This window comes from Sediminitomix flava, from assembly GCF_003149185.1.
GTDB classification, from domain to species: Bacteria; Bacteroidota; Bacteroidia; order Cytophagales; family Flammeovirgaceae; genus Sediminitomix; species Sediminitomix flava.
On sequence record NZ_QGDO01000007.1, the window covers coordinates 47632 to 60006 of the forward strand.

Annotated in this window: 9 protein-coding genes; 7 read left to right on the top strand and 2 right to left on the bottom strand. The window is 34.8% G+C overall.

What is annotated here, in order from left to right; translation table 11 throughout:
- Positions 1-280: 280 nt before the first annotated feature.
- Positions 281-1921: an acyl-CoA carboxylase subunit beta gene (locus BC781_RS20745; RefSeq protein WP_109621516.1), complete on the top strand. Its 1641-nt coding sequence runs from the start codon at positions 281-283 to the stop codon at positions 1919-1921.
- A 105-nt stretch (positions 1922-2026) separates the two neighbouring features.
- On the top strand, positions 2027-2902 hold the full coding sequence (locus tag BC781_RS20750; RefSeq protein ID WP_109621518.1) for a hypothetical protein: 876 nt from the start codon (positions 2027-2029) through the stop codon (positions 2900-2902).
- A gap of 37 nt (positions 2903-2939) precedes the next feature.
- On the opposite strand, the gene BC781_RS20755 is transcribed toward BC781_RS20750, so the two are convergent.
- Positions 2940-3815: a DUF4249 family protein gene (locus tag BC781_RS20755; RefSeq protein WP_109621520.1), complete on the bottom strand. Its 876-nt coding sequence runs from the start codon at positions 3813-3815 to the stop codon at positions 2940-2942.
- A gap of 13 nt (positions 3816-3828) precedes the next feature.
- Positions 3829-6246, bottom strand: a complete 2418-nt coding sequence (locus BC781_RS20760; RefSeq protein ID WP_109621522.1) for a TonB-dependent receptor — start codon at positions 6244-6246, stop codon at positions 3829-3831.
- Between the two features lie 234 nt (positions 6247-6480).
- On the opposite strand from BC781_RS20760, the gene BC781_RS20765 reads away from it, so the two are divergent.
- The 5 genes from BC781_RS20765 to BC781_RS20785 all read left to right on the top strand — a co-directional run bounded on the left by BC781_RS20765 (position 6481) and on the right by BC781_RS20785 (position 12375).
- Positions 6481-7737, top strand: a complete 1257-nt coding sequence (locus BC781_RS20765; protein WP_109621524.1) for an efflux RND transporter periplasmic adaptor subunit — start codon at positions 6481-6483, stop codon at positions 7735-7737.
- 3 nt (positions 7738-7740) lie between these two features.
- Positions 7741-9183 (top strand): TolC family protein, encoded by a 1443-nt coding sequence (locus BC781_RS20770; protein WP_109621526.1) that lies wholly within the window; start codon positions 7741-7743, stop codon positions 9181-9183.
- An 83-nt stretch (positions 9184-9266) separates the two neighbouring features.
- Positions 9267-9953, top strand: coding sequence for an ABC transporter ATP-binding protein (locus BC781_RS20775; protein WP_109621527.1), 687 nt, complete (start codon positions 9267-9269; stop codon positions 9951-9953).
- A 5-nt stretch (positions 9954-9958) separates the two neighbouring features.
- Positions 9959-11191, top strand: a complete 1233-nt coding sequence (locus BC781_RS20780; protein WP_109621528.1) for an ABC transporter permease — start codon at positions 9959-9961, stop codon at positions 11189-11191.
- Positions 11188-12375: an ABC transporter permease gene (locus tag BC781_RS20785; RefSeq protein WP_109621530.1), complete on the top strand. Its 1188-nt coding sequence runs from the start codon at positions 11188-11190 to the stop codon at positions 12373-12375. Before BC781_RS20780 ends, BC781_RS20785 begins: the two co-directional genes overlap by 4 nt.

A 12375-nucleotide genomic window follows, 5' to 3' on the forward strand; every position in this document is an offset into this window, starting at 1 on the left:
ATTCTAAAGGGTGATTCAGTACCGAATTTTATATCTTGAACATATATTGAGGGACAAGAGGTCGTGACTCGTTTCTCAGTTTAAGAAATAGAATTTTAAAGACTGAAAGCCCTTTGAGTTATAAGATTTTCATTGTTTAATTTCATTAACATTACGGATAATTTTATAAAAACCCAATTAAATAGTATATTCTTCCAAGAACTGTCGACGAAATAATGGTTTTCAGTGACCAATAGATGAACACAGTGATTTTTAGTATAAACAACACACAAAAACACGTATGAACGACCAAAAACTAGCTGCTTTTCACCTCAATCAAGAAAAAATCAAACAGCTTTGTTCGGAACTAGAAGCAAAGAAAGAAGAAGTTTTTCTAGGAGGAGGAAAGAAGAAAATAGAGAAGCATCACGCAAAAGGAAAGATGACCGCTAGAGAAAGAATTGATTACCTCATTGATGATGGATCAGACTTTCTAGAGTTTGGTACTTTTGCAGGTGATCAAATGTATAAAGAGCACGGAGGATGCCCTTCTGGTGGTGTAGTAACTGGAGTTGGAAGTGTACAAGGCCGTTTATGTGTCATTGTAGCGAATGATGCGACAGTAAAAGCTGGTGCATGGTTTCCAATTACAGCTAAGAAAAACCTTAGAGCACAAGAAATTTCGATCGAAAATAAACTCCCAATCATTTACCTGGTAGACAGTGCGGGTGTTTACCTACCAATGCAAGATGAGATTTTCCCCGATAAAGAACATTTTGGGCGAATCTTTAGAAATAACGCAGTAATGTCTTCGGAAGGCATCGTTCAAATCTCTGCAATTATGGGAAGTTGTGTAGCTGGAGGTGCTTATTTACCTATAATGTCTGACGAGGCAATGATTGTAGAAGGTACAGGTTCTGTTTTTCTAGCAGGCTCTTACCTTGTGCGTTCAGCAATTGGAGAAAGTGTAGATAATGAAACCTTAGGCGGAGCAGAAACGCATTGTGAAATTTCTGGTGTGACGGATTACAAATGTAAAGATGATAAAGATTGTCTTGATCGAATCCGTAATATCATGGATAAGTTGGGGAGTAATCAGAAAGCAGGCTATGATCGTACAACGCCAATTCCACCAGCTAAAGACCCCGAAGAGCTTCTTGGTTTATTCCCTGAAGATAGGGTGAAGCCTTATGAGATGCTAGAGGTAATCGAGCGTTTAGTTGACAATTCGGAGTTTGAACAATATAAAGAAGGCTACGGTCAAAGCATTCTTTGTGGCTATGCTCGAATAGATGGTTGGGCTGTCGGGATTGTAGCAAACCAACGTACAGTTCAGAAATCTAAAAAAGGAGAGATGCAAATGGGCGGAGTTATTTATTCTGATTCAGCGGATAAAGCTTCTCGTTTTATCATGAATTGTAATCAGAAGAAGATACCATTAGTTTTCCTACAAGATGTTTCTGGGTTTATGGTAGGAAGCCGTTCTGAGCATGGAGGAATCATAAAAGATGGTGCTAAAATGGTAAGTGCAATGGCTAATTCTGTGGTTCCTAAATTTACAATCGTATTAGGGAATTCATATGGGGCAGGGAATTATGCTATGTGTGGAAAAGCTTATGACCCAAGACTGATTATGGCTTGGCCTACAGCAAAAATGGCTGTGATGAGTGGTAATTCAGCTGCTCAGACTTTACTTCAGATAAAAGTATCCTCTTTGAAAGCTCAAGGAAAAGAAATTACAGAAGAGGAAAAGAAAGCATTGCTTGAAGAAATAAAAGCTAAATACGAAGAACAGCTTTCTCCGTATTATGCTGCAGCTCGTTTATGGGTTGATGATGTGATTCAACCTTTAGGTACACGGAAAGTAATTTCTATTGGAATAGCAGCTGCAAATGAGTCGCCTATTGATAAACGTTATAATGTAGGTGTTATTCAAACTTAATAAAGTTAAAAACTCTGCTCATTTCGAGCAGAGTTTTATTTTTGTTTTAAATCACTTTATCTTTGTATTTCAGACAATAAACTTGACTAAACACTTCAAACTCGTATGATTCATACAAGAATTAAATCTGTCGCTCAACGTCTAAACTGGTATAGAACAAAGGATAAAACTTTTGGGCTTTATCAAGGATATGTTTTTCACATGGGAGATGGAAACGGTATGAAGTTTATTTTTTGCATACTGAAAAATATTGACAACATTACAATTGCCAATCTTCAAGCCACGCTAGAGCTTCGTAAGTCAGAATTTAAAAATGTAAATATCAAATTACAGGATCGGATTTTATACCTCAGTTTTGAAGAAGGTATTTTTCCATCTATAAGAAGATCAAAATTTGTAAGAGCTTTAGATTCTTTAGTTGAAATCTTTGAAAACCTAGATATACCTAAACAAGATAGCTGTTTTGAGTGCGGGGCTGAAGAGGATCTAGATTATTACAACTATCAGCAAATGGGAATGTTGCTATGTGATAGCTGTTCGTCTAAGATGGAAGAAAAGGTTGAGCTTTCTCTTTTGGAATGGAAAAGTGAGGAAAAAAATTACTTAAAAGGTTCTTTAAGTGCAGGATTTGCCGCTACTCTTATCAGTGCTATTTGGATACTTTCAAGTTACTATTCAAATAAAGTCTTTCCTGGCTTTTCATTACTCATCCCTTATTTTGTGAATAAAGGCTATGAATGGGGAGGAGGAAGAATTGGAAAATGGACAATTCTTATTTTGGCTCTTATAATTACCTTTTTTGAAGGCATGTGTTTAGCATTTATTTTTGATAAATTCCACAATAGTCCAGATGTGCCTTTAAGCTCTTTATTGAATGGAGGAGCAATTTCACTTTGGGTTTGTATGATATCTGTGATATGGTTTTTCTTCTTTTATAAAGAAAATCTTCCAGAGTTTTATTCAGCCGAAAAAGTTAATTAAAAAACAAAGCCCAAGTCCTAGACTTGGGCTTTGTTTTTTATTCTATTACGATATCGTATTGACTATAAGCAGTAAAAATACCTATTCCACCATCAATATTTGAATGTGAATTTTTAGGCTCAATGAAAGGGTTATCCTCAAACTCTAGCAAGTTTCTTCGATCTTCTTGATTCAAGTAAAATGATTCATCGAGTGTATATAAGGTACAAATATATTGTTCTAGTAAAGAGTCTTGATGTTGGTTTAGATTTGTTGTAAATGATGCCACTCTTGTTTTGAAAGGATTAGCTTCATCTTTTGTATTTATATCTTCTCCAAACAAACCGTACACCGGAGAGTGACTGTGTTCAAAAGTTACTGTATCTACTTTAGTCCGTAGATAGGTGATTTGAAATGAATAATAATAGTGACCGTCAGATGGCGTAAATTTATAGTTTGATTCCCCATTGTATTTATAGAACATGTGATCAGATTCTATATCTGTTTTGAATTTCTCTATAATAAGTGATGTATTACTGAAAGGGACAGTGCATTGAGCTGATACTATTTTGTTTTTATAATTGATATCCAAATAGTAAGTTTTGCCTTCTTCTATTGAAAATAGATTTGGAATAGCTTCATAAAGAGCATAAGTCTCATTAAATAGGAGTTGAACCGTTTGTCCATTTTCATCTGAAATAAAAACATCAGCATCTTCAATAGTTCGACTAGATTCATCACTCAATTCGTAAGGATTATCAGTTTTGGCGACATAAACTCTTAAGATGTCAGTCTGTGGTTTTAGGTATCCGTAAACTACAATATCTTGTTGAAATTCTGGGAGATGCTTTTCTTCAACGTCTTTATATAAATACAGTTCATCACAAGAAATAATAAGTATTGAGAAAAGTAATAGTATATGAATAGTTTTCATAGATTAATCTTAGTTAAAATTCAAGTTTATAGCTGAAAGAGGGGATCCATCTAAATAGACTGACTTGTACGATATTTCTAGAAGTTGATTGACTACGATTTTGAGGGTTATAGATTACCTCAGAATTAAGTCTATAATAAAACGGATTTTGTCGTCCATAGACATTAAATAGAGAAACTTCCCAAGTTCTTTTCCTATTTCTTCTTTTAGCTTTATGAAACTGAATTGAGAAGTCCAAACGATGAAAAGCTAATGACCTGAAATTATTTCTTTCATCATAATAGTAATTATCCCCACCGGGAAAGATAAAAACTTCCTCAACATTGAAGTCTTTTCCAATAGACGTTTTATTAGGTATAAAATCAGTGCGATATGAACTATGAACATCGGTGGGTATGGTATAAGGTGTACCTGAGCCAAATACCCAAACACCCGATAGTGTAATATTTTGGCGTAGTTTATAAATTCCGACAAGTGAAAGATCATGTCTTCTATCCCAACTAGCCCAAAATTCTTTACCATTATTTAGTTCATCAAATTTAAGTTTAGCCCAAGCTAAAGTATAAGCTGCCCAGCCAGAGAAACGCCCATATTTTTTTTGCAGTAAGACTTCAAATCCATAAGATTTTGCATCACCTCTTGTAATATTATTTTGCCAATCAATTACTTTAAGATCAGTTACATCTTCAAAGTCAACCATCAAAAAGTTAGCACCTTCCTTATACTGAATAACATTTTCTGACCATTTGTAATAGCCTTCTAAAGTGAAATTTATATCATTAGGTAAATCTTTAGCAAAGCCTAAGGCTATTTGATTTGAGGTTTGTGGGATTACATTTTTAGTAGAAGTCACCCAAAGGTCAGTAGGGAGGCCAACACCCGTATTACTTAGTTTATGTACATACTGATTCATTGTAGCAAATGAAGCTTTTAAGGCTGTTGATTTATTTAGCTTTAAAGATGATGAAAGCCTCGGTTCAAAATAATCGTAATAGGTATCATCATGTCTGAATAAACTATACCTAATTCCTAAGTTGAAATGTAATTTTTTACTCAATTTGAAGTCATCTTCTATGTATATGGCACTTTCTTGAGTATATGTATTCTGAGTCGTATTTACAGGTATATTATCGTCTAAAGAAGATGCATAGACAAATGCCGCAGGTGCAAATTTATAAAAAGTAGAAGTTACACCGAGTTTTATAGCGTGTTTTGGATTTGGTAAATAATCTAAGTTAAACTTTATGGTGTAGTCATCTATTAGAGATTTGTAATTGAGATTATAAGTTTTAACCTCGTCATCCTCATTTTTATCTTTTGAGTTTACATTGAAATTATAATTGCTGGTAATTAGCGCTAAGTTTGAAAATAGTTTGTTACTAAAAATGTGATTCCACCTCAATGTACCTGTTAAGTTTCCCCAATACAAATTTTCATTGTGCTGGTTCTGATCTACAGTTTCATTCAAATAGTAATTATCTCTTCCAGAAAATCCACTTAAAAATATTCGGTCTTTCTTGCCAAGTTCAAAATTTACTTTAGCATTTATGTCATAGAAATAATATCCTGAATTGAATTCGTCTGTCATTAGAGGGCGAGAAACCACATCAAAATATGTTCTCCGTCCAGAAAGAAGAAATGAAGATTTCCCTTTTTGTATAGGGCCTTCAAGGGTCAGATTAGAGGAGATAAGTCCTAAGCCTATTTTACCATGAAATTCCTCTTGATGTCCATCTTTCATTTGCATATCTAAAACAGAAGATAATCTACCTCCGAAACGGGCAGGGAAACCACCTTTATACAGGTCAACACTTTTAATAGCATCGCCATTGAAAACAGAAAAGAAACCAAATAAGTGTTGCGCATTATAGACATTGGCATCATCAAGAATTAAAAGATTCTGATCGTCACTTCCTCCTCTCACAAATAATCCAGCACTTCCTTCTCTTCCTGACTGAACGCCAGGCATGAGTTGAATGACTTTTATAATGTCTTTTTCACCAAGGAAAACGGGTATTTCTTGTATTTGGCTTGTCGGAATGTTTATAACACTCATTTGAACCTCATCACTAACCTTATTTATTTTTTGAGCATTAACTTCAATCTCTTGTAATTCAATGTAAGAAGGAACCAAAGTCATATTTTTATCTACATTCTCAGATAGATTTATCTTAATAGTTTGGCTGCCATATCCTACAAATGAATATGTGATGTCGTATTCTCCTTTTGGGAGAGTGATAGAATAAAAACCATAAGCGTTTGTGCTTACTCCTGTAGAAGTACCCAATAAATAAATTGACACACCAGGCAATCTTTCTCCACTACTTTTTTCTTTTACAAAACCACTGATTGTGAATTTTTCTCCTTGAGCAAAGTTTGTTGTGAGTTTAAAAAGTAGTAATGATAATAGAATAAAAAACTTTTGTTTCATATCGAATTTTTAATGTAATCGAATAATAAGACATTTATTTCTATAAAGTTGACATTCAAATTTATTTTTTTCTTTAAAAATTCTGTTCCACAACGGAACACTCTGCTATTTTTTGAAGCACTTTTAGTGCTGTTTATTTTTGTGGTTATTGATTCAAGTTATTGATAATTAGCACCCTGTGTTGTTTGGTTCATTCTTTTCATAATAAATGGCATAACCGAACAGAATGGAACAATGGATAAAGTTATTTCACAGGAAATTCAGCATAAGGAAAAAAGAAAAAGATATATAAAACTTGGGATTGGTGTAGTGGCTATCATAGGAATAGGAATTACAACCCTTGATTTTTTAACCAAGTCTGTGTCTCGAAAAGATATTTTGATTGGGGTAGTTGAACGAGGAGAAGTGTCACTTGAAATATCTGCACGAGGAAGAGTTGAACCTGTTTATCAGAAAGCATTGACAGCACCTTTTTCAACCGTTTTAGAGTCAGTAGTAAAAACAATAGGAGATAAAGTAGATAAGGAAAGTCAAATACTTATTCTGGATAGAGAGGCTGAGTTGAGTAAACTCAAGCAGATGGAAGATGAGGCTGAAGTAAAAAGGAGTCAATTAAAAAAAGAAGAACTCAGACTGAATAAAGAATTATTTGATTTGGAAACGGATGCATCAGTTACAGCACTCGAAATCAATAATCTGAAAGCGAATTTGAGCAGTGAGAAAAAGTTATTGGAGGTTGGTGGAACAACAGAAGAATCTGTCCAAAAAGCGGAAACAGCTTTGCAGGTCGCAGAATTGAATAATAAGAAACTACAGAATGATTTAGCCTATAAAAAGCTATCTATTCAAGAAGAGCTGAAACTTCTTAAAATCAATCTTCAGATAGAGCTTGAAAATATAGAAGAACAAAAACGAAAGTTAGTGAAAGCGGAAGTAAAAGCAGGGATAGATGGCGCAATTACTTTTGTGAATGACAATGTAGGTTCTTCAGTTCAAACGGGAGAAGTATTAGCAAGAGTTGCAAATTTGGATGCTTTCAGAATCAAAGGAATGGTAGCCGAAAGTTACAGTCATCAGGTAGCAGTTGGTATGGAAGCTCGGATAGAAACAAGTAGTGAAGCTTTTACAGGTCAGGTAACAAGTATGGCACCTTCATCGGATAAAGGAATGGTTACTTTTTACCTTTCTATTGATGCTGATAGTACAACATTAAGTAAGCTCAGACCGGATATGATTGCGGATGTTTCTTTAAAGCTCGAAAGTAATAAAGGGACTTTGAGAGTGAGAAATAGAGGTGCTTTCTTAGGGAAATCAACGGAAGAGATTTTTGTGATACGAGGGGGAAGTGCTGAAAAGATTGATGTAAAAACAGGCTTTAGAAATACAGATTGGATAGAAATACAATCGGGTTTGTATGAAGGAGATTCTATCATTATTTCGAATACAGCTAAGTTTATCAACTCGCCTGTAGTCAACCTTAAAAGTGAATAAGTTATGAGGTATTTATATACGATATATTTCTGCTTTCTTGGCTTTTCAGTTTTTGGTCAGAACGTACTTAGTTTAAAAGAAGCAATTGAAATTGCACAATCTAATTCGTTGCAAGGAAAAGAATTTACGGCTACGCAAGAAGCTGCTGAATGGGAGTTTAAATCTTTTAGAGCTTCATTCTTACCTCAGCTTTCCCTTGAGGCTAGCCCTGCTTCTTATTCAAATACTTTTAATCCAATTACTCAGCCCGATGGCGGTGTAGAATATCAATCCATCGAGCAAAACAACGGAAGTATTCAACTAAATCTTTCACAAGAAATCGTAAGTACAGGTGGACAACTTTATGTTGGGAGTCAACTCGTGCGATTTGACGATTTCTTACAGAGTCAGCATCAATATAATGCTCAGCCATTTTTCATTGGATATTCACAACCAATTCTTAAGTACAATGAATTGAAGTGGCAGAGAAAACTTCAACCTTTACAATTAGAAGAAGCTCAGAAGGGGTACTCAGAAGATATGGAGTGGTTGGGCTTACAGACAACCAATTTATTTTTTGTGGCTTTGAAAGCACAAATTCAATCAAAAATTGCTCAGAATAATTTATCCGATAACCAAAAAATTCTCAAAATAACAGAAGAGAAGTTGGCATTGGGTAGAGCAAGCAAAAATGATCTTTTACAAGTCAAACTCAACGTGCTGAATGCTGGGAAGCAATTTTCGGATGCAGAACTAAATAATATGATGGCATTGAGAGCCTTGTGTGATTTTTTAAACCTTGACCCTGAAGATAGAAGTTTAAGTCTCCAATTGCCTCAAATATTGGACTTGAAAGAAGTAAGTGCGGATTTAGCTTGGAAGAAAGCACAAACAAATCGAAAAGATTTTGTGACTTATCACAAGAAAATGATAGAGGCAGAAAGTGAAGTAGCGAGAGTAAAACGCAATAATCGCTTTCAAGCAGATTTGAATGTTGCTATCGGATTTAACAATCAAGCTAATTCTTTAGATCAGACCTATTCCAATACAGTTCAATCACAACAAGTAAATCTCAGTTTGAGTATGCCGATTGTAGACTGGGGCAAAGGAAAAGGAGTAATCAAAGCAGCTCAACTCAAACGAAAAAGAATAGAGGCAAATGTAGAGCGAGATAAAATGACTTTTGAAAGGGATGTCATCAATACGGTACAACAGCTTTCCAATGCGAGTATTCAGGTAGATCGGAATATGGAGGCTCAAGAAATAGCTTCAGAAAAATACGAAATCGCTTTGAGCAAATTCAGTCTCGGAGAATTATCAATGCGAGAATTGGTTTGGAATACTTCAGAAAAAGATGCCGCTCAAAATGAATATATACTTGCCTTAGAATCTTATTGGTTAAGCTTTTATCAGTTAAGAACACTTACCCTCTTCGATTTTGAAACTCAACAAGACATACACTACTAAAATTTAGAATGATATAGACTGCATTCATGAAATATTTTCATTCTAAAAAACTTATTTAATTTTATATTTTAAACACTATTTCCATGATTCAGATTCAAAACATTAGTAAAGTTTTTAAAACTAAAACCATCGAAACTTGGGCCTTAGATGATATTTCTTTAGAAGTCAATAAAGGAGAATTTATTTCCATAATGGGGCCTTCAGGTTGTGGGAAAAGTACCTTGCTCAGTATTATGGGACTTTTAGATCGCTCTACTTCGGGTTCAGTTCAGATTGAAGGGATTGATCCAACGAATTATTCTGACAAGAAACTAGCGCATTTTAGAAACGAGCATTTAGGTTTTGTATTTCAGAGTTTTCACTTAATCAATGATCTGAATGTAAAAGAGAATGTTGCGATGCCACTGATGTATCGTAAAGTTGGAAGTAAAGAAACCAAACAACGAGTAGAAGAGGCTTTAGAAAGAGTTGGGCTTTCACACCGAATGAGTCATTTACCATCGCAACTATCGGGAGGGCAAAGACAAAGAGTAGCTATTGCTAGAGCAATTGTAGGTAGACCATCCATTATTTTTGCCGATGAGCCAACAGGTAATCTTGACTCAGTAATGGGAGAGGAAGTGATGAAACTTTTGATGGAACTAAATAAAGAAGGGGCTACCATTGTGATGGTTACTCACGATGAACAACAAGCTAAAATGACAGATCGAATTATCCGAATTTTTGATGGAAAACAAGTCTCAGTTCAAGCCTCAAACCTAGCTTACTAGAAACCATGAAGACATATATAAAACTTGCACTCACTTCTATGAAGGCAAAACCTTTTTTTACCTTCATCACCCTTTTTGGAATTAGCCTTACGATTGCATTTTTGGTAGTAGTTGGCTCAATCATCGACACATCTTATGGGAGTTATGGATTAGAAAAAAGAATGGATCAGATTCTAATCGCCAAAAAATTAGAAGTTGATAGAGAGAATGGTTATTCGTCATCTTTATATTCCTATTCAGCTTACAAAGATTACTTCAGTAAAATGAAAACACCTGAAGAAATCGTATTGATGAATGATAAGGGTTGGCAAAAGTTATACTACCAGAATTTAGCTGAAAAAGTACACAGAAAAGCTGTGGGAGCAAACTTCTTCAAAATCTTTGACTTTGAGTTGATTAATGGTCGTTTTTTTACTGAAGAAGATCGAAAGCAAGAAAGAGCTTTGGCGATTATTACAGACGAACTTGCTTCTACACTTTTTGGAACAGAAGATCCAATAGGGAAGACCTTAAGGATTAGTTCTCGTGATTTTGAAGTGTTTGGAGTGGTTGAGAAAGGAAATAGTTTGAGAAATTTTTCTTACGCAGATGTTTATACTCCGTATCAGATTGAACCTTCATGGGGTGGAAATATGAGTCCATTTTTAGGGAACTATACCATGTTTCTGTATTTCAAAGATAAAGAATCTGTAGAAAATGGCAGGGCAGAATTTGAGTCGGTTGTAAAGACTTTACCATTGAATAAAGACAATGAGGAGGTAGGAATAAAAGGAATTTGTTTAAAGTATACAGAAGATCCACTTTATAATCTATTTCAGATACAATCTTCGTCTGCTTTTTATGGAGTGATATTTACAGTGATTATCCTTTTTATGTCTTTACCAGCTTTCAACCTGATCAATATCAATATCACAAGAATGTTAGAACGTTCGGGTGAAATTGGGGTAAGAAAAGCATTTGGGGCTTCCATTTCAGACTTGGTAGTTCAGCTTATGGTTGAGAATACCGTAATCACGTTAATCGGAGGAATAATAGGTTTCGTTTTAGCTACGATTGGTGTGGTAGTCATCAATTACTATCAACTGCTAAATGCGGATGAGTTTTTAGAAATGAATCCGATGCTATTTGTATTTGGACTTTCTATTACACTTCTTTTTAGCCTTTTTTCTGGAGCTTACCCAGCCTTCAAAATGTCTAGTTTCGAAATTATTTCTTCTCTTAAATCTGCAAAACAATGATCAAACATAGCTTTTTACTTTTGTGGGCTCGAAAGCAAAAGAATTTCATGATGATTCTTCAGCTCGCTTTCTCGTTTTTCTTACTCTTTGGTGTTTTTACGGTTCTTTTTGATTTCTATGATAACTATAAAAGACCAAGAGGTTTTGATGTTGAAAATATAATGGCTCTTTACGTTGATGATACTCGCCTTCGAGTTAGCAGTGAAGATTTTGACAAAGATAAAATGAAGAGTTTCGAAAGCATTGATCAACTTCTTTTATCCTTAGATGAGATTGAAGGATTTGGTGGAGTCGATTCAAGTTTTCCTTTTGCAGGCTCTTGGAATTCAGAATCAATTGATTTGGATAGTGGAATTGGATATCAATATACCCGTCAGGTCATGACCATAGAAGCCATGAGTTTATTGAATCTTAACTTTATTTCGGGTAGAAATTTTAATCCTTCAGATTTTGACAAAGATTCAAAATCAATGATCGTGAATGAATACATGTATGAAGAAATAAAACCTTATCTGAATGAAAAAGAAGAATTACTGTTTTTAGATGGCAGTGTACGCATGAGAATTGTTGGTGTAGTAGAGGGTTTTAAGAAAAAGAATGAATTTGAAGACCCTTTAAGTATCGGATTTTGGCCAAGTAATCCAGAGAATTTTCGTCAGCCCCATATCTTAATTAAGACAAAGAATGATCCAAGAGTCATTGAGGCTCAACTGATCAGAGATTTAGAAAAGGTCAGTCCAGATTTGGCATTTGTTCCTAGGTATTTTGATGATATGAAGGATTCTGCAAACAAGGAAGTTTTAATGCCTTTGATCTTACTTTGTGTGATCAGTCTATTCTTGGTAATTAATATTGCGTTGGGGCTTTACGGTGTGCTTTGGTACAATATCAGTCAAAGAAAAAGTGAAATAGGGCTTCGAAGAGCGGTAGGTGCAGATAAGACGAGCATAACTCTTCAAATATTATCTGAAGTTGGCGCACTGTTTACTGTAGCTGTATTCTTAGGAAGTATATTTGCAATTCAGTTCCCTTTGTTAGGGATCTTTAACTTTACCAATTCCGAATATATTGTGGGGGCTTTATTATCATTTATATTTGTTGGGGTGATAACTATATTCTGTGGTTACTATCCAAGTAAGTTAGCCTCTCGTATTACGCCTGTTGAAGCACTTCATGAATTATAA

Coding starts and splice junctions, on each gene's coding strand:
- BC781_RS20745 (WP_109621516.1), top strand. CDS start 281: ATGAACGACCAAAAACTAGCTGCTTTTCACCTCAATCAAGAAAAAATC.
- BC781_RS20750 (WP_109621518.1), top strand. CDS start 2,027: ATGATTCATACAAGAATTAAATCTGTCGCTCAACGTCTAAACTGGTAT.
- BC781_RS20755 (WP_109621520.1), bottom strand. CDS start 3,815: ATGAAAACTATTCATATACTATTACTTTTCTCAATACTTATTATTTCT.
- BC781_RS20760 (WP_109621522.1), bottom strand. CDS start 6,246: ATGAAACAAAAGTTTTTTATTCTATTATCATTACTACTTTTTAAACTC.
- BC781_RS20765 (WP_109621524.1), top strand. CDS start 6,481: ATGGATAAAGTTATTTCACAGGAAATTCAGCATAAGGAAAAAAGAAAA.
- BC781_RS20770 (WP_109621526.1), top strand. CDS start 7,741: ATGAGGTATTTATATACGATATATTTCTGCTTTCTTGGCTTTTCAGTT.
- BC781_RS20775 (WP_109621527.1), top strand. CDS start 9,267: ATGATTCAGATTCAAAACATTAGTAAAGTTTTTAAAACTAAAACCATC.
- BC781_RS20780 (WP_109621528.1), top strand. CDS start 9,959: ATGAAGACATATATAAAACTTGCACTCACTTCTATGAAGGCAAAACCT.
- BC781_RS20785 (WP_109621530.1), top strand. CDS start 11,188: ATGATCAAACATAGCTTTTTACTTTTGTGGGCTCGAAAGCAAAAGAAT.